At 67.6% G+C, this 22,520-nt stretch carries 22 protein-coding genes; 9 read left to right on the top strand and 13 right to left on the bottom strand.

What is annotated here, in order from left to right:
* Positions 1 to 9: 9 nt before the first annotated feature.
* Genes GONAM_RS05260 through GONAM_RS05250 form a run of 3 tightly spaced genes read right to left on the bottom strand, consistent with a single transcriptional unit; the run spans position 10 to position 3,610 of the window.
* Complete coding sequence (locus GONAM_RS05260) at positions 10 to 1,404, bottom strand: vWA domain-containing protein (protein ID WP_006865739.1); 1,395 nt, start codon at positions 1,402 to 1,404, stop codon at positions 10 to 12.
* Positions 1,404 to 2,327 carry an AAA family ATPase gene (locus GONAM_RS05255; RefSeq protein WP_006865738.1) on the bottom strand — a complete coding sequence of 308 codons (924 nt, stop codon included), beginning with the start codon at positions 2,325 to 2,327 and terminating at the stop codon, positions 1,404 to 1,406. Before GONAM_RS05255 ends, GONAM_RS05260 begins: the two co-directional genes overlap by 1 nt.
* Complete coding sequence (locus GONAM_RS05250; RefSeq protein ID WP_006865737.1) at positions 2,327 to 3,610, bottom strand: glutamate-5-semialdehyde dehydrogenase; 1,284 nt, start codon at positions 3,608 to 3,610, stop codon at positions 2,327 to 2,329. The genes GONAM_RS05255 and GONAM_RS05250 overlap by 1 nt, the downstream gene beginning before the upstream one ends.
* A gap of 213 nt (positions 3,611 to 3,823) precedes the next feature.
* On the opposite strand from GONAM_RS05250, the gene GONAM_RS05245 reads away from it, so the two are divergent.
* Both GONAM_RS05245 and GONAM_RS05240 read left to right on the top strand, forming a co-directional pair.
* A complete protein-coding gene (locus GONAM_RS05245) occupies positions 3,824 to 4,078 on the top strand; it encodes a hypothetical protein (protein WP_006865736.1) in 255 nt (84 codons plus the stop codon).
* A gap of 104 nt (positions 4,079 to 4,182) precedes the next feature.
* Positions 4,183 to 4,521, top strand: a complete 339-nt coding sequence (locus GONAM_RS05240) for a DMT family transporter (protein ID WP_006865735.1) — start codon at positions 4,183 to 4,185, stop codon at positions 4,519 to 4,521.
* A gap of 6 nt (positions 4,522 to 4,527) precedes the next feature.
* On the opposite strand, the gene GONAM_RS05235 is transcribed toward GONAM_RS05240, so the two are convergent.
* From GONAM_RS05235 to GONAM_RS05225, 3 genes are all read right to left on the bottom strand, one after another.
* Positions 4,528 to 5,316, bottom strand: a complete 789-nt coding sequence (locus GONAM_RS05235) for an HNH endonuclease family protein (RefSeq protein ID WP_006865734.1) — start codon at positions 5,314 to 5,316, stop codon at positions 4,528 to 4,530.
* Between the two features lie 144 nt (positions 5,317 to 5,460).
* Positions 5,461 to 7,716 carry an ATP-dependent DNA helicase RecG gene (gene recG / locus GONAM_RS05230; RefSeq protein WP_006865733.1) on the bottom strand — a complete coding sequence of 752 codons (2,256 nt, stop codon included), beginning with the start codon at positions 7,714 to 7,716 and terminating at the stop codon, positions 5,461 to 5,463.
* A complete protein-coding gene (locus GONAM_RS05225) occupies positions 7,713 to 9,362 on the bottom strand; it encodes a DAK2 domain-containing protein (RefSeq protein ID WP_006865732.1) in 1,650 nt (549 codons plus the stop codon). Before GONAM_RS05225 ends, recG begins: the two co-directional genes overlap by 4 nt.
* Before the next feature lie 276 nt (positions 9,363 to 9,638).
* Here GONAM_RS05225 and rpmB point away from each other — a divergent pair, with 276 nt between their 5' ends.
* A complete protein-coding gene (gene rpmB, locus GONAM_RS05220; RefSeq protein WP_004023092.1) occupies positions 9,639 to 9,830 on the top strand; it encodes a 50S ribosomal protein L28 in 192 nt (63 codons plus the stop codon).
* A gap of 115 nt (positions 9,831 to 9,945) precedes the next feature.
* Positions 9,946 to 10,773: an enoyl-CoA hydratase/isomerase family protein gene (locus tag GONAM_RS05215; protein ID WP_006865731.1), complete on the top strand. Its 828-nt coding sequence runs from the start codon at positions 9,946 to 9,948 to the stop codon at positions 10,771 to 10,773.
* A gap of 113 nt (positions 10,774 to 10,886) precedes the next feature.
* On the opposite strand, the gene GONAM_RS05210 is transcribed toward GONAM_RS05215, so the two are convergent.
* The 4 genes from GONAM_RS05210 to GONAM_RS05195 are packed head-to-tail and all read right to left on the bottom strand — an operon-like array spanning position 10,887 to position 14,675.
* The gene (locus GONAM_RS05210) at positions 10,887 to 11,570 is read right to left on the bottom strand and encodes a uracil-DNA glycosylase (RefSeq protein WP_006865730.1); all 684 of its coding nucleotides are present in this window, start codon (positions 11,568 to 11,570) and stop codon (positions 10,887 to 10,889) included.
* 39 nt (positions 11,571 to 11,609) lie between these two features.
* Entirely contained in the window at positions 11,610 to 12,131 is a 522-nt protein-coding gene (locus tag GONAM_RS05205) for a gamma carbonic anhydrase family protein (protein WP_006865729.1), read from the bottom strand.
* A gap of 50 nt (positions 12,132 to 12,181) precedes the next feature.
* Positions 12,182 to 13,546 (bottom strand): type I glutamate--ammonia ligase, encoded by a 1,365-nt coding sequence (locus GONAM_RS05200; protein ID WP_040535497.1) that lies wholly within the window; start codon positions 13,544 to 13,546, stop codon positions 12,182 to 12,184.
* Positions 13,547 to 13,604: 58 nt separating this feature from the next.
* Positions 13,605 to 14,675 carry a thiamine-phosphate kinase gene (locus GONAM_RS05195; protein WP_006865727.1) on the bottom strand — a complete coding sequence of 357 codons (1,071 nt, stop codon included), beginning with the start codon at positions 14,673 to 14,675 and terminating at the stop codon, positions 13,605 to 13,607.
* A 168-nt stretch (positions 14,676 to 14,843) separates the two neighbouring features.
* On the opposite strand from GONAM_RS05195, the gene GONAM_RS05190 reads away from it, so the two are divergent.
* Together GONAM_RS05190 and GONAM_RS05185 are read left to right on the top strand one after the other, a co-directional pair.
* Positions 14,844 to 15,089, top strand: coding sequence for an Lrp/AsnC ligand binding domain-containing protein (locus tag GONAM_RS05190; protein ID WP_006865726.1), 246 nt, complete (start codon positions 14,844 to 14,846; stop codon positions 15,087 to 15,089).
* A 58-nt stretch (positions 15,090 to 15,147) separates the two neighbouring features.
* Positions 15,148 to 15,798 carry a DUF3515 domain-containing protein gene (locus GONAM_RS05185; protein WP_006865725.1) on the top strand — a complete coding sequence of 217 codons (651 nt, stop codon included), beginning with the start codon at positions 15,148 to 15,150 and terminating at the stop codon, positions 15,796 to 15,798.
* A 36-nt stretch (positions 15,799 to 15,834) separates the two neighbouring features.
* On the opposite strand, the gene GONAM_RS05180 is transcribed toward GONAM_RS05185, so the two are convergent.
* On the bottom strand, positions 15,835 to 16,842 hold the full coding sequence (locus tag GONAM_RS05180) for an NAD(P)H-dependent glycerol-3-phosphate dehydrogenase (protein ID WP_006865724.1): 1,008 nt from the start codon (positions 16,840 to 16,842) through the stop codon (positions 15,835 to 15,837).
* Between the two features lie 125 nt (positions 16,843 to 16,967).
* Here GONAM_RS05180 and cofC point away from each other — a divergent pair, with 125 nt between their 5' ends.
* From cofC to GONAM_RS05165, 3 genes are all read left to right on the top strand, one after another.
* Positions 16,968 to 17,717 (top strand): 2-phospho-L-lactate guanylyltransferase, encoded by a 750-nt coding sequence (gene cofC / locus GONAM_RS05175; protein ID WP_006865723.1) that lies wholly within the window; start codon positions 16,968 to 16,970, stop codon positions 17,715 to 17,717.
* A gap of 136 nt (positions 17,718 to 17,853) precedes the next feature.
* A complete protein-coding gene (locus GONAM_RS05170) occupies positions 17,854 to 20,049 on the top strand; it encodes an RNA degradosome polyphosphate kinase (protein ID WP_006865722.1) in 2,196 nt (731 codons plus the stop codon).
* Positions 20,050 to 20,088: 39 nt separating this feature from the next.
* Entirely contained in the window at positions 20,089 to 21,009 is a 921-nt protein-coding gene (locus tag GONAM_RS05165) for an NUDIX hydrolase (RefSeq protein WP_006865721.1), read from the top strand.
* Positions 21,010 to 21,104: 95 nt separating this feature from the next.
* Here the strand turns inward: GONAM_RS05165 and GONAM_RS05160 are convergent, their stop codons facing one another.
* Together GONAM_RS05160 and leuD are read right to left on the bottom strand one after the other, a co-directional pair.
* Positions 21,105 to 21,725: an HU family DNA-binding protein gene (locus GONAM_RS05160; protein WP_006865720.1), complete on the bottom strand. Its 621-nt coding sequence runs from the start codon at positions 21,723 to 21,725 to the stop codon at positions 21,105 to 21,107.
* A 184-nt stretch (positions 21,726 to 21,909) separates the two neighbouring features.
* A complete protein-coding gene (gene leuD, locus GONAM_RS05155) occupies positions 21,910 to 22,503 on the bottom strand; it encodes a 3-isopropylmalate dehydratase small subunit (protein ID WP_006865719.1) in 594 nt (197 codons plus the stop codon).
* Positions 22,504 to 22,520 lie beyond the last annotated feature (17 nt).

The following is a 22,520-nucleotide window of genomic DNA, read 5'->3' as shown; positions in this document are numbered from 1 at the left end:
AGGCCGCGCTCAGATCGGCAGCAGGTCGGCGATGACCGTGCCGAGCTGCGTCGCGTTGCGACATTCGAACATGTCGATGACCTCCGCGTAGTCGGTGGCGGCCGAGTCACCGGTCCCCCAGTGCTCCTTCGCCTCGGGGTTCAGCCAGTACGCGTGGCGGGCACGGTCGACGAGTTCGGCGAGCGCATCGACGTGCGCGTCGTGGTAGTTGTTGCGGCCGTCGCCGAGGACCAGCAGTGCTCCCCGGTGGGTCAGCGTCTCCGCGTAGTCGCCGACGAAACCGGCGAGCATGTTCCCGTAATCGGAATGCCCGTCGCGCGTGGAGATCCGCGCGGTCGAGATCATGTGGTGCATCGCCGCGCCGAAATCCTCTTCGCCGTGGTCGAAGAACTCGGTCACCTCGTCCACGGTGTCGACGAACGCGAACACCCGCACCTTCGAGAACTGTTGGCGCAGTGCGTACACCAGCCGCAGCGTGAACTGGCTGAAGCCGGCTACCGACCCCGAGACGTCGCAGATGATGATCAGCTCCGGGCGTCCGGGACGCGGCTTGCGGTGACTGAGTTCGATCGGGACACCGCCGGTGGACATCGACGCACGCAGTGTTTTGCGAACGTCCACCGCACCGCGATGGGCCCGACGCCGCCGCGTCTCGAGTTTCGCCGCGAGCAGCCGGGCCAACGGCTCGATGGTCTTGCGGATCTCCACCTGTTCCTTGGCGCCGGCGGAGAGGAAGTTGACGTTCTCGGGCAGCGGCGGTACGGCGTAGGCCCCGACCTTGTCGCGGCCGTTGCGATCGGCCATCCGACGCTGCGTCTCGCGTTCGATCGCGGCGCGCAGATCGGCAGCCTTCTGCCGGGCGGCCTGCCGGTACAGCGGCTCGGTGCCCGGTCGGCCACCTTCGCCGTCGCCGTCCCCGGCCATCGCCGCGGCGATCTTGGCGATCAGCGTCTGCGGGCTGACCGCGGAGATCGCCTGATACGCCGAGAAGGCCTCACCCTTCGTGGAGCCATAACGCCCCAGCTCGTCGACGATCATCGCGATCGCCTGCTCGAGCCGGCCGTCACTGGCCGCCGCGTCGTCGGCCAGCATCTCCGCGAGCGCATCGCGCACCGCCTCGACGTCGAGGGCGCCCTCCTCATCACGCGGTAGATCCTCGGTGACGGTGCGCATTCCGGCACCCACCGGGAACCACAGATCGAAGACGCGATCGAACACCCCGCGATGGGAGTTGTCGACGAGCAGCGTGGTCGCCAGACCCTCGCGGAGACGGGAGCGCTCCAGCAGGTCGAGGACCTCCATCGCGCTCGCCGCGTCGATCAGGGCCGACGGCCCGACGACGATCCCGCGACGACGCAACTCGTCGACGAAGTCGGTGAGGTGCGCGACGAGCGGAGTCGTCATCAGCCCAGCTTGAGTTCTTTGAGAGCCGTCTTCAGATCGGGCCGATGCTTGAGCACCACACCGAGCGTGCGCGCGATGAGACCGTCGTCGAGGCCGCCTCGCTTGGTGTCGGCCTGCTCGCCCGCCCCGAGTGCGAGCAAGGTGTTGGCCCAGTCGATCGTCTCGGCCACCGACGGCTTCTTACGGATGTCGAGCGTCCGCAACACCCCGACGATGCGCACGAGCTCCGCGCTCAGCGACGACGACAGGTTCGGCACCCGCGACGCGAGGATCTCCTTCTCCCGCTCGGCGTCGGGGAAGTCGATGTAGAGGTACAGACAGCGGCGTTTGAGCGCCTCGGACAGTTCACGTGTGGCGTTCGAGGTGAGCAGCACGATCGGACGACGCTGCGCGGCAACGGTTCCCATCTCGGGGATGGTGATCGCGAAGTCGCTGAGCACCTCGAGGAGCAGACCTTCCATGTCGACGTCGGCCTTGTCGACCTCGTCGATCAGCAGCACGGTCGAACCCTCGCGCGAGATCGCCTTCAGCAGCGGACGCGGCAGCAGGAACTCGTCGGAGAAGATGTCGGTCTTCGCCTCTTCCCAGGCGCGGTTGCCGGTGGCCTGGATGTGCAGGATCTGCTTGGCGTGGTTCCACTCGTAGAGTGCCCGCGCCTCGTCGATGCCCTCGTAGCACTGCAGGCGGACGAGTTCGGCGTCCGTGGCCGCGGCGATCGACTTGGCCAGCTCGGTCTTGCCGACACCCGCAGGCCCCTCGACCAGAAGCGGCTTGCCCAGTCGGTCGGCGAGGAAGGTCGACGTCGCGGTGGCGTCGTCGGCGAGATAGCCGGTCTCACGCAGCTTCGCGACGACGTCGTCGACAGAGGTGAACGACGGGACGACCTGCGGTCCGGAGCCGGTGTACTCGGCAGGGGTCGTCATCAGGCCGGCCGAACGTGGCCGTTGCCCCAGACCAGCCACTTGGTGGAGGTCAGTTCGGGCAGGCCCATCGGGCCGCGGGCGTGCAGCTTCTGGGTGGAGATGCCGATCTCGGCGCCGAACCCGAACTGCTCGCCATCGGTGAAGGCGGTCGAGGCGTTGACCATGACGGCGGCGGCGTCGACGCGGCGGGTGAACTCGTCGGCCGCGGCAAGGTCGGTGGTGATGATCGCCTCGGTGTGCCCCGTGCCGTAGGTGTCGATGTGCGAGACCGCGGCGTCGAGGTCGTCGACGATCTTCACCGCGATGTCCATCGACAGGTACTCCTTGTGCCAGTCGTCCTCGGTGGCCGGTTCCATGCCGGGTTCGTCGCCATGGATGACCACGCCCTGCGACTGCAGCACCTGGGTGATCCGCGGCAGCGCGTCGGCGGCGACGGCCTTGTCGACGAGGACGGTCTCGGCGGTGTTGCAGACACTCGGCCGGCGCGTCTTGGAGTTGAGGATGACGCGGACGGCGACGTCGAGGTCGGCGAGCGCGTGGACGTAGACGTGGCAGTTGCCGACGCCGGTCTCGATGGTCGGGACGGTCGCATTGGAGACGACGGCCTCGATGAGTCCGGCACCGCCGCGCGGGATCACGACGTCGACGAGTCCGCGGGCGCGGATGAGCGCGGTGACACTCGAGCGGTCCTCGCTGGGCAGCAACGACACCGCGTCCGCGCTGACCCCCTTGGAGGACAGGGTCTCCCGCAGGATGCGGACGAGTTCGGCGTTCGACGACCGCGCCGACGACGAGCCGCGGAGCAGCACCGCGTTCCCCGACTTGAAGGCGATACCGAAGGCGTCGACCGTGACGTTGGGACGTGCCTCGTAGACGATGCCGACGACACCGAGGGGGACCCGGAGCTGTCGGAGCTGGAGCCCGTTGGGCAGGGTCTTGCCGGCGACGATCTCACCGATCGGATCCGGCAGGACCGCGACCTGACGCAGACCGTTGGCGATGCCGACCACGCGTGACTCATCGAGACGCAGGCGGTCGAGCAGGCTCGCCTCGGTACCGGCCTCCTCGGCGCGTTGGATGTCTTCGGCATTGGCCGCGAGGATCGTCTCCGAGGCGGCCTCGATGGCGTCGGCTGCCGCGAGCAGAACCTCGTTCTTGTCCGCCGTCGTCAGGCTGCCGAGGGAGCGGGAAGCCGACTTCGCAGCTCTGGCGAGTCCGAGGACGACCTTCTGGGTGTCGGACTCGCCTGTTGCGACGGAGGGCTCTGCGGTGGGTGCGCTCATCAACTTCCTCGACTTCGCGGGTGGTCCCCGCGACAAGGTCGTCGCGGGATATATGCCGTTGTCAAGAGTAGCGCCGTGGTCGATCCGTCCCCAAAGGGATATGTGGGGCTGCTCACGCAGCGGTTCATTCGGTGCACCCATCTTTGCTATCTTGAATTCGCTGCACTCCAGTGAGTGGGTCAGCTGTCGCATCTGCCGCGGGGAGAAGATTCGATGACCGTTCTTTCGCATGCCTACGAGCGCCTCCGGCGCGTGGGCACTTCGTCAGCCGTACGCGCGAGCGCTGTGGTGATCGGCTGCGTGATGTTGTTCGCAGCCGCCTCCTACGTTCCCGAGGTCGGCCTGGACTCGACCACGTCGGCGTCGATCGGAGCATTCGCGGGATCACTGATCGCGGCCATGTTCGGCGCGATCGTCTTCTGGGTCGGCGCACGGGGAATCGTCGCGAAGCTCATCGGCACTCACTGATATCTTCCCGCGCCCGTCCCCGACATCCGCTCGGACAGCAGACCGGCCCGGCCGCACTTAGGGTGACGAACGATTGTGAAGCCGGGTTGCGAGGAGTGTCGGACGTGCCGTGGGTTGTGCTGGTGATCGCCGGGTTGATCGAGATCGTCTACATGGCCGCGCTGGAGAAGTCCGACACCTTCACCCGGTTGTGGCCCACAGCCATTTTCGTCGCCGGCGTCATCGCCAGCATGGCCGGTGTGGCGTACGCGATCCGATCCATCCCGCTGGGCACCACTTACGCGGTGTGGGTCGGCATCGGCGCGGTCGGCACGTCGATCTACGGCATGCTGTTCCTCCGCGAACCCGCCGGACTCGCTCGTCTCGGGTGCATCTTCCTCATCCTGATCGGCGTCGTCGGATTGAACCTGCTGCACAACGCAGCCGATGGTGAAGCCGCCTGAATCTCGTCAACCGTCGCAACGGAGGGCATCGGCGAGCACTTCGCGTGACTCCGCATCGATCGTCAAACCGTATTTCGCACTGACCATCACGAACTGGATCGCGTACTGGCACCAGAACCCCCGCGCCGGTGGCATCCAGCGTGCCGGTTCCGAGTCGCTCTTCTCCTGATTCGACTGCCCGTCGACGGCGACCAGATTGGCCGGATCGTTCGCGAAGTCGAGTCGTCGGCCGAACTCCCACGACCACGCGCCCATGTCCCAGGCGTAGGCCAGCGGCACGATGTGATCGATCTGCACGCTCGACGCCCCGCGGTCCCGCCGGAACACCACGAACTCTCCGCTGTACGGACTCCGGAACTCCCCCGCGAGAACCGCTCTCGGACAACTCGAGACCGGTCCGGCCCGGATGTCGTGCAGATCGCGGGCCAGGATGTCGTTGCGGGTGTCGCATCCGTTGCCGCCGCCGGCGACGGCCACCGCATCCGTCCACGCCGAGCCGAACGCGCTCCGGTCGTAGTCGTCGCGGTCGGGCCGCTGTGCGTGAACAGGTATGGACCCCAGGCTTGCCAACGCCTCTCGCGCCATTGCCCGCACCCGCGGGTCGGTGTCGGGTCGCGGGCCGAGCGCACCGGACCCCACCGCGACCACGATTGCGGTGACCACCGCGAAGACCAGCAGCCCCCACTGCCGCGCCGACCACGCCCCGGATGCCGCTCCGTTCCAACCGATCCACCGAAGACGCATACGCAACCGCCGCAGCGTCGGCGATCGGAATGTCGCGTCGGAGAGGACCATGGAACTTTGACGCACCGCTGGACGGTGCGGTTCCATTTACTCGGAATTGATTCCTGCGCAGCAATTCACGTCGCCAGCCCTTCGAGGCTCGTCGCTATCGCTCCTCGCACCTCAGGGAGCAGAGGGCGGGAACACCGGCCCAGATCAGGACTTGTCGAGATACGCGATCTTCTGCGGGACCAGAATCCCGTCGACGAGATCGGCCAGCGGGCTGTGGTGCAGCAGCGTGATGTCCTCGCTCACCACCTCCTCGGCGAGTCCGCGCGCATCCTCGATGACCTCGACATCCTCGAGCAGCGAGAGGAACCGCAGCGAGGTGTTGACACCGGACTGCAGCGAACCGAGCAGGTCACCCTCGCGGCGCTGTTCGAGGTCGACGCGGGCGAGTTCGAAGCCGTCGTTCGATCCGGCGACCGCGCGCAGACGCTGCATCGACTGGGAGATCTCGTTGCTGTTGGTCATCAGCAGACACAGGCCTGCATGCTGACCACGGCCGACGCGACCGCGCAGCTGATGAAGCTGACTGACTCCGAACCGCTCGGCGTCGACGATGACCATCGTGGTGGCGTTGGGGACGTCCACGCCGACCTCGATGACGGTGGTGGACACCAGGACATCGACCTCGCCGCGGCCGAACGCGTCCATGATCTCGGCCTTCTCCTCCGGCGCCAGACGGCCGTGCAGCATCTCGACCCGGCGATGCGCGAACGGACCCGCCACGAGGGCCTCGTACTGCTCGACCACCGACGTCGTCTTCGGCCCCTTCTCGCCATCGGGACCGGGTTCGGGTTCCGGGGAGTCGTCGTCGCCGATGCGCGAACAAACCACGTAGACCTGGCGGCCGGCGTCGATCTCCTCGTTGGCACGCGACCACACCCGGTCGACCCAGTTCTGCCGGCCCATCGGCACCACCGACGTCGAGATGGGTTGACGGCCGCGGGGCAGCTCACGCAGGACCGACGTCTCGAGGTCGCCGAAGGCGGTCATCGCGACGGTGCGCGGGATCGGGGTCGCGGTCATCACCAGGAAGTGCGGGATGCGACCGTCACGGCCCTTGTTGCGCAACACATCACGCTGCTCGACACCGAAACGGTGCTGTTCGTCGATCACGACGAGGCCGAGGTCGAAGAACTCGACCTTCTCCTCCAGGAGGGCGTGGGTGCCGATGACGATGCCCGCGGAACCGGTCACCACGTCGAGCAGCGTCTCGCGCCGACCCTTGGTCTTCATCGATCCCGTCAGCAGGGCGATCCGGGTCGCCCCCTCGGCCGCGGTCAACTCGCCACCCTCGGCGAGATCACCGAGCATCTTCTTCATCGTCCGGTGATGCTGTGCGGCAAGCACCTCGGTGGGCGCGAGAATCGCACACTGATATCCGTTGTCGACGACCCGCAGCATCGCGAGCAGGGAGACGAGGGTCTTACCGGAACCCACCTCACCCTGCAGCAGCCGGGACATCGGTTGGGCGAGCGCGAGATCCTCGGCCAGTTCCTCCCCCACCGCGACCTGACCCTCGGTGAGCGTGAACGGAAGGCGCTCGCGCAGCTCGTCTTCGAGGCCACCGGGCACGTGCGGGCACGGCGGCGCCGACTCGCTGCGACCCGCGAGGCGCCGCTGGGCAAGCACCGTCTGGATCGCCAGCGCCTCGTCGAATTTCAGCCGATGCGAGGCGACCTTCACGTCGTCCTCGGAGTCGGGCAGATGAATCTTGCGGATCGCCTCGTCGGTCGAGACGAGTCCGCGCTCTCGACGCTGCGCATCGGTCAACGCGTCGGGGATCGGCGCGCAGTGGTCCAGAACTCGCCGCACCGCGCCCAGGATGTCCCAGGTCTGAACCTCTTTGGTGGCCGGGTACATCGGCAGGATCTCGCGGTCGAACATCGCGACGACCGGATGTACCCCCTCTTCTTTGGCGATCTCCTCCTCGACCGCGTACATCTCGGTCAACATCTTGGAGCCGACGACATGGTCCTCGATCTCGGGGTCACCGTCGGGCAGGATCATCCACTCCGGATGCGACAACTGGATCTGCTCGCGGAAGTACTTGACCGTGCCGGCCATCATCACCCGGGCACCGGGGCGCAGCTGATGCCGGATGAACTTCGGGTTGAAGAAGCTCGCCTCGTAGACCTCGTTCTCGTCGGTGACCTTGACCTTGAGGAACTGGCCGCGACGACTCTTCATCTGGATCAGGTCGGCCTTGGTTATCCGGCCGACGATGGTGAGCCACTCCCCCGGTTCGGGTCGCTGATGGTCGGCCACGAGACCCCGTCGGATGTACCGGCGCGGGGTGTAGCGCAACAGTTCGCCAACCGTGGTCACACCCAGTCCCGCGAGCTTCTCGGCAGGCTTGGCACCGAGGACGTCGGACAGCGAATCCGCGAGGGCCAGCTCGTTCACTCCACACCCACCTGCAGCAGATCGCTGTGCTGCCCGGTCCGGTAGACCGCGAGCTCGATGCCCGGGTAGTTGCGGCGCATCTGTTCGCCGACGGCCTCGAGCGCGTCCTCGTCGACGTCGGTTCCCGCGAGCACGGTCACCAGTTCACCACCGGTCGCCAGCATCAGGTCGATCAGTGCGGTACCCGCGGAGGTCTGATCGGGCGCCACCACCAGGACGTCGTCGCCGATGAGTCCCAGGACATCCCCGACCTCCGACATCCCGGCCAGCGTCATCATCTTGGTGGTCGCGAGCTGCAGCGATCCCCACCGCGCACCGGCGGCGGCCTCGGCCATCGCATAGGCGTCGACATCCGGGATCTCGCTCGGGTCGTGCACGGCGAGCGCGGCCAGGCACTGGGTCATCGACGACGTCGGGAGCATCAGCACCGACCGCTGCGTCGAACGCACGTCGGTGGTGACGGTGACGAGATCCTGAGAACTGAGAGCGCCGTTGGCCATCACGACCACGTGCGCACTGTCGGTGTCGCGGATCGCCTGCCCCAACGCATGTGCGGTCAGTCCGTCGTCGGCGCGGAGTACGGTGGCCCCGGCCTCGGCGAAGAGGTCGGCAGCCCCCTCGCCGGATGCGACCGCGACCACCGCCCGCTTGTGCCGGGGCGGAGGCTCGTTCGAATCAGCTTGTGCGCGAATGGCATCCAGCGCGAAGCAGCTGATGCGTATGTCCGACAGGCGCCCCAGTCCCGCACCGGCCTCCACGGCGGCACCGGGTTCGCAGGTGTGGACGTGAACGGAGAATCGCTCGCCCTCGCCGCTCGAACTGTCGCCGACGATGACCACGGCGTCGCCGAGTTCGTTCAGCCGCTCGCGGAGTCGGGCGATCTGCTCACCGGCCGCGCCGTCGAGCAGGTACATGACCTCGAAGTCCTGATCGCTGCTCTCCACGCACGAGTCGTCGACCCCGTGTCCGAGGGTCGCGCTGTCGGTGAGGATGCCGCGGTAGCGGCGTCGGCGGTTGGCCACTCCGGTGATCACCCGGACCATCGCGTCGACGATGACGAGGAAACCGCGCCCGCCCGCGTCGACGACGCCCGCGGAGGCGAGCACCGACAACTGTTCCGGTGTGCGTTCGAGCGCCTCGGCGCAGTCGTCGGCGACGGCCCGGACGATGTCGGCGGCGGTCTCCTTCTCATGTGCGGCGGCCGACTCGGCGGCCACCCGCACGAGGGTCAGCACCGTGCCCTCGCGGGGCTCACTGACCGCGCGGGTCGCTGCGAGCGATCCCAGGCGCAGGCCGAGCGACGCCAGGTCACCGAACGTCAGGGAGTCGGTGTCGCCGAGGATCTCCGCGCCGTCGGCCAGACCGACGAGAACCTGGGACAGGATGATGCCGGAGTTTCCGCGGGCCTGGGCCACCGCACCATCGGCCATCGCGCGGGCGACCTGCGGCAACGTCGCGTCATCCGGTGCCGCGTCGGCGGCCTCTGCGGCAGCACGCATGGTGAAGAGCATGTTGCTGCCGGTATCCGAATCGGGGATCGGGAAGACGTTGAGGTCGTTGATCTCGCCGCGGAACTCCTCGAGCTGGTCGACACAGACACGGGCCCAGTCGCGCAGCAGCTGCGGGTTGATGGTGCGGGCGATCACGCGGTGACTCTTTCTCGCTCTGACGTGGGCATACGACGGGGCTGGGTCGCGGGCCGACGGGACCGGCTGGAAGGATGTGTGTCAGGTTACTCGGCGCCCCCGACGACCCGGGGACGTCCGCACCGCGGGATGGCGCCTTCCGACCCGGATTTGGTCACGCCCACCCGAGCTGGTTATCCTTGCAGGGTTGCCTTTCGGTCCACGCGCACACCTTCCGGTGGTGCCGATCCGGAAGGCTGACCAAAGACCATATTCATCTATCAAGGGAGTTCGACGATGGCTGCCGTCTGCGACATTTGCGGCAAGGGCCCGGGCTTCGGCAAGTCGGTGTCTCACTCGCACCGCCGTACCAACCGCCGCTGGAACCCGAACATCCAGTCTGTTCGCGTCGAGGTCGCCCCGGGCAACCGCAAGCGTAAGAACGTCTGCACCTCCTGCCTGAAGGCCGGCAAGACCGCAGCTGTCTGATCTTCCGTCACCCGCATGCGGGTGATCCGGGGTTCCGAGAGCACAAGACCCGATGCCACCGAGCGCAAGCTCCCCGGCGTCGGGTCTTTGGTGTGCGCGGGATAATGTTTCGCGCATGACCTCCACGCAATCCCCTGCCACCGACACCACCCAGCCCGACGCCCCGGCTCTCGTCAATGAGGCCGACGGCGTCCTGACAATCGCGATTTCGGCTGCGGGCGCGGGCAACTCCCTCGACGACGACGGGATCGCCGCCGGCACCCAGGCGCTGCGCGAGGTGGCGCGCGGCCGTCGTGACGTGGGAGCGGTGCTGCTCGTCGGTGCGGGCAAGAACTTCTGTGCAGGCGGCAACGTCCGCGCTTTCGCCGCAGCCGACGATCGCCCCACCTACCTGCGCCAGATCGCCGACAACTTCCATGCCTTCGTCACGGCTCTGTACGAGGCCGAGATCCCGGTCGTCGCCGCCGCGAAGGGGTGGTCGGCTGGCGCCGGAATGTCGCTGGTCCTGCACGCCGACGTCGCGATCGGCGGCACCTCCTCCAAGCTGCGTCCCGCATACCGCGGCATCGGCCTTACCCCCGACGGCGGGCTCACCTGGACCCTGCCCCGCGCCGTCGGCGCCGCCCGCGCCCGCCAGATCATCCTCACCGACCGCGTCCTCTCGGCCGACGACGCACTGAACTGGGGCATCTTCTCCGAGATCGTCGCCGACGAGGACGTCGAGGCCGTGGCACGCGCCAACGCCGAGAAGATCGCCGCCGGACCCCGCTCCGCCGACTCGGGCACCAAGCACCTGCTCTCGGTCTCGTCGGAGAACTCGCTCATCGAGCAGCTCGCCCTCGAGGGCCGTTCCATCTCCGAGCGGTCGGGGCTGCCCGAAGGCATCGAAGGCGTCGACGCGTTCGTCGGCAAACGCGCGCCGGAGTTCGCCAAGACTCGCTGAGTCTCAAGCTCGCCGGCGTGCGAGAGACGCACGTCCTCGCTCCCTGAGGTGCGAGCGAAGCACCTCACACCTCAGGGAGCGAGGGGCCGCTATCGCACCTCAGGGAGCGAGGGTCAGGGCAATCGCCAGTCCACCGGGTCGGCGCCGAGATCGGCGAGTTCCTCGTTGGCCCGGCTGAACGGGCGCGATCCGAAGAATCCGCGCGATGCGGACAGCGGGGACGGGTGTGCGGAGACGATGGTCGGGACGTCGGGCAACCATTCCTGCAGCGAGGCGGCGTCCTTGCCCCAAAGGATCGCGACGAGCGGTTCGTCGCGGGCGACGAGCGCCTTGATCGCGCATTCGGTGACCGTTTCCCAGCCCTTCTTGCGATGAGACGCGGGCTCCCCGGGCGCGACCGTCAGGACGCGGTTCAGCAACAGCACGCCGTTGTCGGCCCACGGGGTGAGGTCGCCGTTGCTCGGCATCGGATACCCGAGGTCGGAGCAGTACTCGGTGTAGATGTTGGCCAGTGATCGCGGGATCGGACGTACGTCGGGGGCCACGGAGAAGCTCAGTCCGACAGCATGTCCCGGGGTCGGGTACGGGTCCTGCCCGACGATGAGCACGCGCACGTCGTCGATCGGCCGGGTGAAGGCCCGCAGGATGTGTTGCCCGGCGGGCAGATAGCGGCGTCCCTCGGCGATCTCGTTGCGCAGGAACTGGCCCATCTCGGTGATGATCGGCTCGACCGGGGCGAGGGCCTCGGCCCAGCCGGGGTCGATGATCTCGGCGAGCGGTTTGGTCGGTGCGGTCACTCCGGTCTCCCCATCGGTCCCATCGGTGTGGTCATTCGGTCAGTCGAGTCGCCGCAGCGATTTGCGGTAGTACTGGGCGTTCTGGAAGTACATTTCGCTGTTGAGGTCGGTGTGGCCTTCGGGGACCTCGTAGTTCTCCCGCAGGCGCGCGGGCACGCCGAGAGCCATGCGGCGCGGCGGCACGTCGAACTTGAACGGGACGACGGCGCCGGCTCCGACGATCGCGCCGTTGCCGATCGTCGAACCGTTGAGGACCACCGAGCCGGAGGCGATGAGGCAGTCGTCGCCGATGGTCGCGCCCTCGATGTGCGCGTTGTGTCCGACGACGCAGCGCGCACCGATCACGGTCGGTTCGAAGACGGTGCAGTGGATGACCGTGCCGTCCTGGATGTTGCTGCGCTCGCCGACGGTGATGGTGCCGTAGTCGCCGCGCAGGACGGCCCCAGGCCACACCGAGACGCCGTCGCCGAGAGTGACGGCTCCGATCACCACCGCATCGGGATGGACATAGGTGTCGTTGCCCAGAACGGGCTCGCGGTCGTCGAGTGCGTAGATCGCCATACCGAGACTCTAGCCACGTACCGACAGCAGTCCGTGCCCACCCGCGCCGGTCACACGCTCCAGGCCAGCCGGAACCGTTCGGTGAGTGCTTCGGGAGTGTGATCCGGTATGTGGATGACCTCGTACCGACGGACCGCCACGAGCGCATCGACCGCCGGGTCGCCCAGAATCCCGCGCAGCAGCGGCGACACGTCCATCCGGTCGACGACCTCCCCCTGGTCGGTGGAGAGCAGTGTTCGTTCCCCGGCTGTACGGGTGCGCGGGTCGACACCGACCTCCGGCGGCAGGGTGGCCTCCCGCTCGATGCCGGCCGCCGCCGCGCCGAGGATGGCGGCGGTGGCGAAGTAGACGTTCGCAGACGGGTCGGTGATCTTTACCTCGATGTTGGCACCTCGGCCCCGGGTATTCGAGGTATCCTTTTGCGCCCCACCAACACTCACGTCGTGCGCCGAGTCCGCGCGGACCAGCCGCACCGCCGCTTCGCGGTTCTCCACACCCCAGCAGACGTGCGCGCCCGCCCACTGACCGGGCAGCATGCGCAGCCCGGACACCACCGAGCCGCACAGCACACCCTGCAGTTCGAGGAGCGCATCGACGATGCCGGCGAGTGCGTGCGCGCCGTCGGGCGTCATCCCGGCCGCGTCGGGCCCGCCCGAGAACAGTGGCTGATCTCCGCGGTACAACGAGACATGTTGATGGGCCCCGCATCCTGCTTCGTCGGCGAAGGGCTTCGGCGAGAAGCTCGCGCGCAGACCGTGCTTGCGGGCGATGCGACAGATGATGAGCCGCGAGAGCACGAGCCGATCAGCGGCGGTGACGGGGTCCGCCGGGCCGAGAGAGACCTCGAACTGCCATCGCGCGTGCTCAGGATGCAACTGTTCGACGCTGATGCCCACGGCACGGCATGACACGAGAACGTCCCGCACGAACTCCTCGTACTCCAGCAGCCCGACCGCGCCGTACGGGGTCCACGGAGCAGACGGCAGCGGCGATCCGTCCGCGGCGACGAGAACGAACTCGAGTTCGTGACCCACCATGGCGTGCAGACCGGCGTCGGCCAGTTCGGCGACGACACGTCGCAAGGTGCCACGGGCACACTGCGGCACCGGATCCCCGGTGAGGCCGAAGAACTCTCCGGGCGCCCAACTCAGCGTCGGGTCCAGATCCACCCGCGCATCGAGATCGATCCGGATGCGCTGGTCCCCCACCACCCCGACGTCGTCGCTGAACGCGATCCCGGTCTGGTCGATGGCGAAGGCGTGCCACGACGGGCTGGCACCGAGACCGACCGATGCGAACACCGGCACGCGTTCCGGGGTGACCGTCTTCGCCAGCGTCAGTCCGGCCGGGTTGACGACGGTCGCGAGGAGGATCGACGACGATGTCTCGCCAGCGGAATCGGATCGCGAGTCCATGTCCACAGTGTCGTGGAGCGCGGCGGTTCCGGTGGCGGAACCGCGCGGATTCGGCACATCATCCGCGCGGAGCGGCGAACGACTGCCACCCGTGCAAGTCTGGTCCGTCGGGCCCACCGACGCGCCGACCGTCGACCCACACCTCCGGGGTCGATGATGTGGCCGTGCGGACCGTTCCGATCACGGTCCACCCGTCGGGCACGGATGCGGCGTCGAAGGCCCCAAGCAGGTGATGATCCTCGCCGCCGGTCAGAACCCATTCGTCCACATCGGCTCCGAGTTCTGTTGCCAGCCGGGCCAGATCGGGTCGTCGCGGTACGGCGTCCACCTCGACGACCATGGCCACGTCCGCGGCCCGCGACATGGTGATGAGCTCTTCGACGAGACCGTCGGAGATGTCGGTCATCGCATGCGCTCCGGAAGCGGCCGCGACGGGACCCTGACTCAGATCGGGCATCGGAACACGGTGTAGAGCAACGACTTCCGGCCAGTGCGAATCGTCGACGCCGGGCGTGGACAACACCGCGAGACCGGCAGCGCTCGCGCCCAGCGAACCACTCACGGCGAGCACGTCCCCGGGACGGGCACCACCCAGGGACACCGGCCGTCGACCCTCGAGGGCCCCGACCGCGGTGACGCTCACGACCACCTGCTCCGCCGCCACCAGGTCGCCACCGAGAACACGTGCGCCCAGCGCGTGTGCGGCGCCGACGACACCGTCGTTGAGGTCGAGTATGACGCCCACGGGCGTCGCAGCCGGGCAGGCGATGGACACGACCAGCCCCGTCGTCCGGCCGCCCATCGCGGCGACGTCGGCCGAACTCTGGACCACCGCCCGTGCACCGATCTGCTGCGGCGTCGACCAGTCGAACCGGAAATGCCGTCCCTCGACCACGGTGTCGGTGCTGATGACCGCCGAGCCGCCGATGTCGAGGACCGCTGCGTCGTCGCCCGAGCCGATCACGATGTCGTCGGCCGGTCCGGCTGCGGTCGCCGCCGCAGTGAGTGCCGCGATCACGGCCCGCTCGCCGATCTCCCCTACGGAGTCGGACCTGTCTATACCGACCGAGTCGGACCTGTCTATGCCGACGGAGTCGGATCTGTCTGTGCCGACGTCGTCGGAGGTCACTTGTCGGGTCTCACTCTCGTCCGGTCCGCTTTGAGTCGCGCGCGAGCGGGTTTGTCGGTGACAATGTGTGCCACAGTGTATTGGGCTCACGGCGAACGCTGTTCGCCGCGCAGGGCCATGGCCGCCGGATTCGGCAGCCGTGTCGGCGATGGGGCACAAACGGAGAGGATGTCCGTGGTTCAGGCATACATACTGATCCAGACCGAGGTCGGGAGAGCCGCCCTGGCAGCGGCGACGATCGCCGAGATCTCGGGGGTCGCCTCGTCCGAAGAGGTCAGCGGACCCTACGACGTGATCGTCCGAGTGGATGCCGCCGATGCCACGCAGCTCACCGAGAACGTGGTCCCTCAGATCCAGAAGGTCGACGGGATCACCCGCACCCTGACCTGCCCGGTGGTCTCCAACACCCGCTAGGTCCGGTTCTGCAGGTCCCGGCGTCGGCCCGGACCTCCATGGCTCCTAATGTGGTGGCGTGACGTCAGCAGGTTCGGATGACACCCCGCAGGATCCCGTGGACGACAAGGCGGACGACCCGGTTGCCGACGACTCTGCCGGTGATGATGACGCCGTGGCCACCGAGGACCCCACCGCCGACGAACGCTACGGCACCTATTCCCGGCTGAGTCCTGCGCTCATCGCGACCCTCGTCGCCATCCCGATCATGGTGATCGCAGGTTTCATCGCGTTCGCCGCTCTGCGCCCCGATGCGGTGAACCCCGTCGAGTCCTATGCAGCCGACGGGAGTGCATCGGCGGACTGCACTCGGCTGCTCGAGGCGGTGCCGCAGACATTCGAGGGGTTCGGCGACAAGGAGATCTCCGGGGATCGGGCGTCCTGGCCCGCGGAGGGGTCCGGCGACGATCTGACTCTCCGCTGTGGGGTGACCCGGCCGGCGGAACTGTCCCCGACTAGCAACCTCCAGGAGATCCACGCCGCGGGCCAGGCCGGTGTGCAGTGGTTCATCACCGACACCGTCGACGGTTCCGGTCAGGCCTACGTGTGCGTCGACCATCGCCCCTACGTCGCGCTGTGGGTTCCGTCGAACGCCGGGAACGGTCCGATCACCGACATCTCGGGTCTCATCGACCAGACCCTCGATCGCGGCCCACTCGACTTCGGCTGACCTGCCGTCGGATTCCGCGGCCCCGGTTCGACGGCCTCAGTCCCGGTAGATCTCCGGCTTGGCTCTGCGGCCGAGCAGTGAGTTGATGGCGTCGGCGACCGACTGCCCGTCGTGGCACACCTTGTGCACAGCATCCGTGAGCGGCATCGGGACCTGATGCTTCTCGGCGAGCGCGCGCACCGACGAACACGACTTCACGCCCTCGGCGACCTGTCCGTTGGTGGCTGCTTGCGCCTCGGCCATCGTCGCTCCCTCGCCCAGCCGTGCGCCGAAGGTCCGGTTCCGCGACAGCGGGGACGAACAGGTCGCGACCAGGTCGCCCACACCCGCGAGTCCGGCGAGCGTCTCGATCTCCGCGCCGACGGCAACGCCGAGGCGGATGGTCTCGGCGAGACCGCGGGTGATGATCGTGGCGAGGGTGTTCTGGCCGAAGCCGACGCCGCTCGCGATACCGCACGCCAGCGCGATCACGTTCTTCGCCGAGCCACCGATCTCGCAGCCGATGACGTCGGTGTTGGTGTATGGGCGGAAGTAGCGAGTGCTGAAGGCACTCTGCAGGGTGACCGCACGGGACTCGTCGGTGCAGGCGATGACCGTCGCCGCGGGCTGCCCTTCGGCGACCTCGTGCGCGAGGTTGGGCCCGGTGAGAACGGCGATGCGGTCGTCGGCGACGCCGGTGACCTCGGCGATGACCTCGCTCATCCGCAGCAGCGTGCTGGTCTCGATGCCCTTGGCCAGCGACACCAGCGACGCATCGGAGCCGATGTGCGGGGTCCACTGCTTGAGGTTCTCCCGCAGGGACTGCGACGGCACCCCGCAGACGACGATGTCGGCGCCGCTCAGGGCCTCGACCGGGTCGCTGGTCGCAGTGAGTTCCCCGGGAAGCGTGATGTCCGACAGATAGTTCGGATTGACGTGTTCGGAGTTGATCGCATCGGCCAGTTCGGCGCGTCGCGCCCAGATGACCGTCTCGGTCCCCGCGTCGACGAGGACCTTCGCCACCGCCGTACCCCAGGAACCAGCACCCATGACCGCCGCGCGCACCGCACTCCTCCTGCCCCGGGTCCGTTTCACCGGACCGAACGACTACCAGCCCACCCTAATGCCACTCCCCCGCTGACCGACCCGGAATGTCACCCACGGTCCCGCGGTGGACCATGATGGTCAGCATGGACCACAGCGCCGTCGACCTGAGCGTCGACCTCAGCGCCGCCTCGGGGAGCCCCGCGGCCGGCGGGGCGACGGTCGCGGCCGTACTGGCGGTCAAGAGTCTGCATCGTGCGAAGTCGAGGCTGGCGGCGACGCTCGCGACCGCCTTCGGCCACGACGACCCGACGACCCGCAGCTCGCTGGTCCTCGCGATGTTCCTCGACACCGTCGAGGCGTTGCGCGGTGCCGGCGTCTCGAGGGTCGTGGTCGTGAGCCCCGACGACGACGTACTCGCCGCCGCGCAGCGCGCGGGTACCCACGGGCTGCCCGAGGTGGTCTCTCCGACCGCGGGCTCGGGGCTCAACGTCGCCTTCGGTCACGGTGCGCGGTGGGCGCGTGAGACGTGGCCCGATTCCACACGGGTCGTGTTCGTCCAGGCCGATCTGCCCGCTGCGACGAGCGGTTCGCTGCGCGAGGTCCTGCACGAGGCACCCGCACACCGCCTCAGTTTCCTCACCGACCGCGACGGGAGCGGCACCGTGCTGCTGCACGGCACCTTCACCCCCGACGACCCCGGAGCATTCGACGACGCACCGCGTTTCGGCCCGGGATCGGCTGCGGCGCACCGGGCCGCCGGGGCCGTCGAACTCGACCCCGCGCACACGCGATGGACCGATCTGCGGACGGACGTCGACACGGCAACCGATCTCGACGCCGCCCGCTCGCTCGGTCTCGGCCCCCACACCGCCGACGCTCTGAGTCGTCTGTGACGGTTGCTCTGCGACGCATCTGAGCGTGCGCGATTCAGCCTGTCGCGCCATGCAGATTCGGACATCGAGCCGCCGGCGCCGAGGTTCCGGCCTTCGACCCATGCCACGCGCGGTGAGTTTGGGCCATGATTGACGGGTGAGCCCTGCCGACGAGACCTCATCGACGACCACGACGGTCACGACCACGCCGATCCCCAATGCACCGCCGGCCGCAACCCTCGTCCCCGACGAATCCGCGGATCTGCCCGAGGACCGGTACCTGAACCGCGAATTGAGTTGGCTCGACTTCAACTCCCGGGTGCTGGCCCTCGCCGAGGACACCTCGCTGCCGTTGCTCGAGCGCGCGAAGTTCCTCGCCATCTTCGCCTCCAACCTCGACGAGTTCTTCATGGTGCGGGTCGCCGGCCTGAAGCGTCGTGACGAGACGGGTCTGTCGGTCCGGTCCGCCGACGGGTTGTCCCCGCGCGAACAGTTGATGCGCATCGCCGGGCGCACACAGAGCATCGCCGACCGCCATGCCCGTGTGTTCCTCGACTCCGTCCGGCCGGCGTTGGCAGCCAATGACATCTATGTCGTCTCCTGGTCGCAGTTGACCGACGAGCAGCGCGCCCGCATGGTCGATTACTTCCAGGACGAGGTCTTCCCCGTGCTGACGCCGCTGGCCGTCGACCCGGCTCACCCGTTCCCCTACATCAGCGGCCTGTCGTTGAACCTTGCGGTGACCGTCAAGGACGTCACCGAGAGCGGCGAACACTTCGCGCGAGTGAAGGTCCCCGACAATGTGAATCGCTTCATCCGGGTCGATCAGCTCGTGCCCTACCGCGGCACCGATGACGGGCGTCCCAAACAGGCGGTGTTCCTCCCGATGGAGCACCTCATCGCCGCCAACCTGGGGACTCTGTTCCCGGGTATGGAAGTCGTTGAGCATCACGCCTTCCGGATCACCCGCAACGCCGACTTCGAGGTCGAAGAGGATCGCGACGAGGACCTCCTGCAGGCACTCGAGCGGGAACTCGCCCGACGCCGGTTCGGTTCGCCGGTGCGACTCGAGGTGGCCGACGACATGAGCGAGCACATGCTCGAATTGTTGCTGCGCGAACTCGACGTGAACCCGGCCGACGTGATCCAGGTGCCCGGTTTGCTCGATCTGTCTTCGCTTTTCGAGCTCTACGACCTCGACCGGCCGCATCTGAAGGACCGCCCGTTCGTGCCGGGCACGCATCCGGCGTTCGGCGAGCGGGAGACGCCCAAGAGCGTCTTCTCGACATTGCGCGAGGGCGACGTCCTCGTGCACCATCCCTACGATTCGTTCTCGACGAGCGTGCAGCGCTTCATCGAACAGGCCGCAGCCGATCCCCAGGTCCTCGCGATCAAGCAGACGCTGTACCGCACCTCGGGCGACTCCCCGATCGTCAACGCGCTCATCGACGCCGCCGAGGCGGGCAAGCAGGTCGTGGCGCTGGTGGAGATCAAGGCCCGCTTCGACGAGCAGGCCAACATCAAGTGGGCCCGCCAACTCGAGCAGGCGGGCGTGCACGTCGTCTACGGACTCGTGGGTCTCAAGACGCACTGCAAGACGTGTCTGGTGGTGCGGCGTGAGGGCTCGACCATCAAGCGGTACTGCCACATCGGCACCGGTAACTACAACCCGAAGACGGCGCGGTTGTACGAGGACGTGGGCCTGCTGACAGCCGCTCCCGACATCGGCGCGGACCTGACCGACCTGTTCAACACGCTGACCGGTTACTCCCGCAAGAAGGAGTACCGGAACATCCTCGTTGCCCCGCAGGGCATCCGGGCCGGGATCATCAAGCGCATCCACCGCGAGATCGAGCTGTTCCGCGCGGGCGACGACCGTGCCCGCGTGCGGCTGAAGGCGAACGCGCTCGTCGACGAGCAGGTGATCGACGCGCTCTATCGCGCTTCGCAGAACGGGGTTCCGGTCGACGTGGTGGTCCGTGGCATCTGCGCCCTGCGACCGGGGATGGAAGGTGTCAGCGACAACATCCACGTCCGATCGATCCTCGGCCAGTTCCTCGAGCACTCCCGGATTCTGCATTTCGGTGCCCAGAACGAGTATTGGATCGGCAGCGCAGACATGATGCATCGCAATCTCGATCGTCGCGTCGAGGTGATGGTGAACGTGCGCGACAAACGCCTCGCCGGCGAACTCGACGACATCTTCGCCTCGGCGCTCGACCCCCGTACCCGTTGTTGGGTCCTGCAGACCGACGGCAGCTGGGTGGCCTCCCCCGCCGCCGGTGAAGAGGTCCGCGATCACCAACGACAGATGATGCACCGCAATCGTCGTCGGCCGGAGACCAATTCGTGACCGGCCGGTCCGGGCGCTCTTTCCCGACGGTGATCACCTATGGGTAAGAACTCGCCGAAGAACGTGTGGGCGGCGGGCGCCGTGGTCTGGCGTCCGGGGACGTCGGGCTCGACGGCAACGGAGGACGTGGAGATCGCCGTCGTCCACCGGCCTCGCTACGACGACTGGACCATCCCCAAGGGCAAGGGTGAGTCCGGCGAGACCCTCGTCGACACCGCGGTTCGCGAGATCGCCGAGGAGACCGGACAACACGTCGTCCTCGGGCGGCACCTGGGCGATGTCCACTACGACGTCGAGGCGGGCCGCAAACACGTGCGCTACTGGTCGGCGCGCGGCAGCGACGCCGGTTTCACCCCGGATGACGAGGTCGACGAATTGCGCTGGCTCACGGTCGAGAAGGCGCGCGAGACGCTGAGCCACGAACTGGATCGTCAGGTCCTGCGGGAGTTCACGCGACTGCCGGCCGATCTGCACACCCTGTTGCTGGTGCGCCATGCCAAGGCGGGTCGACGTTCTCGGTACAAGGGCGATGACCGCCTCCGACCGCTCGACGCCGTGGGCCGCACGCAGGCCGCGGCCCTCGTCCCGCTTCTGCTGGCCTTCGGTGCCCGACGGGTTCACGCCGCGGATCGGGTCCGCTGCGAGCAGACGCTCGAACCCCTGCGGGCCCACCTCGAGGTCGAGGTGCGAAGCGAACCGGACCTCTCCGAAGAGGTCTACCGCGCCAATCCGACGGCAGCACAACGCCGCATCAGGGAGCTGGCATCGCAGATGTCGGACACGCCGGCCGTGTGCAGCCAGGGGAAGGTGATCCCACCGCTCATGGAATGGTGGGCCGCGCAGGACGGGATCGCGCTGCCGAAGGCGTCGAACCGCAAGGGCAGCGTATGGGTGTGCTCCCTCCACGACGGTCGGCTCGTTGCGGCCGATCACATCGCGAGTCCCCTACCCCCGGAGTGAACATCCGGCACCGAAGACCCCCGGACACAGATCAACCCCTGGCGGGGAAGTCACCAGGGGTTGATCTGAGAGGTTCGCCCTGACCGGGCCGGTTTTCAGCGACGCGTCGACTTCTTGGCCGGAGCCTTCTTGGCCGCAGTCTTCTTGGCCGGGGCCTTCTTTGCAGCGGTCTTCTTGGCCGGAGTCGCCTTCTTGGCCGCGGTGGTCTTCTTCGCCGCGGTAGTCGACTTCTTGGCTGCGGTGGTCTTCTTCGCCGGCGTGGTCTTCTTGGCTGCGGTGGTCTTCTTCGCTGCCGTGGTCTTGGCCGGAGCCTTCTTGGCCGCAGTCTTCTTCGCCGGGGTGGCCTTCTTTGCAGCGGTCTTCTTTGCCGGAGCCGCCTTCTTGGCCGCGGTGGTTCCGCTGCCGCGCTTCACAGCCGGACCGTTGGCGGCGAGCTTCTGCTTGCCGGCCACGACGGCCTTGAACTGAGCGCCCGGACGGAACGCGGGAACCGAAGTAGCACGGACCTTCACGGTTTCGCCGGTGCGCGGGTTGCGCGCGACGCGCGGTGCGCGCTTCCGCTTCTCGAAGACGCCGAAGCCGGTGATCGTCACGCTCTCGCCCTTGTTGACCGCGCGAACGATCGTGTCGACGACGAGCTCGACGGCTTCAGTCGCAGTCTTGCGATCCGCGTCGAGCTTTTTGGTCAGCTCATCAATGAGCTCCGCCTTGTTCATGAGTACCTCCGCAAGCTGATCTGACCGATTTTCGGCCAGCTACCAACACACGGTAAACGTCGAATTTGAAAACGTCCATCTTCCACGCCAATTAAGACGCCGTGTTGCGAAATCGCATGTCAGCTCACAAGGTCTCCGCTTCGGCGGGACCCGGCCGTTCGCGCGGCCGAAAAGGGGTCGCGGGTCAGTCCGCGAGAGTCCTCGGTTTGAACGACGGGCGCTTCGATTCGTACTCGGAAATCGCGTCTACCTGGCGCAACGTCAATCCGATGTCGTCGAGACCCTCCATCAGGCGCCACCGCGTGTAGTCATCAATTGCCAACGGCACCACGAGGTCTCCGGCGGTGACGGTCTTATCGACAAGGCTCACCGTGATTTCCATCCCGGGATTCTCCTCGAGACGCTTCCACAGCAGCTCGACGTCGGACTGCTCGACCTGGGCGGCGACGAGACCGGCCTTGCCCGCGTTCCCGCGGAAGATGTCGGCGAAACGAGACGAGATCACCACGCGGAAACCGAAATCGGACAGTGCCCACACCGCGTGCTCGCGCGAGGAGCCGGTGCCGAAGTCCGGACCGGCCACGAGGACCGAGCCGTTGCTCCACGGTTCGTTGTTGAGGATGAAGCCCGGATCCGTGCGCCATCCGGCAAACAGGCCGTCCTCAAAGCCCGTGCGGGTCACGCGCTTCAGGTACTCGGCCGGGATGATCTGGTCGGTGTCGACGTTGCTGCGGCGCAGCGGGACGCCAATGCCCGTGTGTTCGGTGAACGGCTGCATTTCAAAGCCCCTGTTCG

Origin of the sequence: Gordonia namibiensis NBRC 108229, from assembly GCF_000298235.1 — a bacterium.
GTDB classification, from domain to species: Bacteria; Actinomycetota; Actinomycetes; order Mycobacteriales; family Mycobacteriaceae; genus Gordonia; species Gordonia namibiensis.
This window is presented reverse-complemented; position numbering and strand designations above follow the sequence as displayed.

Bases quoted from the DNA above. Each gene is read 5' to 3' on its own strand.
- GONAM_RS05260 (WP_006865739.1), bottom strand. From the start codon at position 1,404: ATGACGACTCCGCTCGTCGCGCACCTCACCGACTTCGTCGACGAGTTG.
- GONAM_RS05255 (WP_006865738.1), bottom strand. From the start codon at position 2,327: ATGACGACCCCTGCCGAGTACACCGGCTCCGGACCGCAGGTCGTCCCG.
- GONAM_RS05250 (WP_006865737.1), bottom strand. From the start codon at position 3,610: ATGAGCGCACCCACCGCAGAGCCCTCCGTCGCAACAGGCGAGTCCGAC.
- GONAM_RS05245 (WP_006865736.1), top strand. From the start codon at position 3,824: ATGACCGTTCTTTCGCATGCCTACGAGCGCCTCCGGCGCGTGGGCACT.
- GONAM_RS05235 (WP_006865734.1), bottom strand. From the start codon at position 5,316: ATGGTCCTCTCCGACGCGACATTCCGATCGCCGACGCTGCGGCGGTTG.
- rpmB (WP_004023092.1), top strand. From the start codon at position 9,639: ATGGCTGCCGTCTGCGACATTTGCGGCAAGGGCCCGGGCTTCGGCAAG.
- GONAM_RS05215 (WP_006865731.1), top strand. From the start codon at position 9,946: ATGACCTCCACGCAATCCCCTGCCACCGACACCACCCAGCCCGACGCC.
- GONAM_RS05205 (WP_006865729.1), bottom strand. From the start codon at position 12,131: ATGGCGATCTACGCACTCGACGACCGCGAGCCCGTTCTGGGCAACGAC.
- GONAM_RS05200 (WP_040535497.1), bottom strand. From the start codon at position 13,546: ATGGACTCGCGATCCGATTCCGCTGGCGAGACATCGTCGTCGATCCTC.
- GONAM_RS05190 (WP_006865726.1), top strand. From the start codon at position 14,844: ATGTCCGTGGTTCAGGCATACATACTGATCCAGACCGAGGTCGGGAGA.
- cofC (WP_006865723.1), top strand. From the start codon at position 16,968: ATGGACCACAGCGCCGTCGACCTGAGCGTCGACCTCAGCGCCGCCTCG.
- GONAM_RS05165 (WP_006865721.1), top strand. From the start codon at position 20,089: ATGGGTAAGAACTCGCCGAAGAACGTGTGGGCGGCGGGCGCCGTGGTC.
- GONAM_RS05160 (WP_006865720.1), bottom strand. From the start codon at position 21,725: ATGAACAAGGCGGAGCTCATTGATGAGCTGACCAAAAAGCTCGACGCG.
- leuD (WP_006865719.1), bottom strand. From the start codon at position 22,503: ATGCAGCCGTTCACCGAACACACGGGCATTGGCGTCCCGCTGCGCCGC.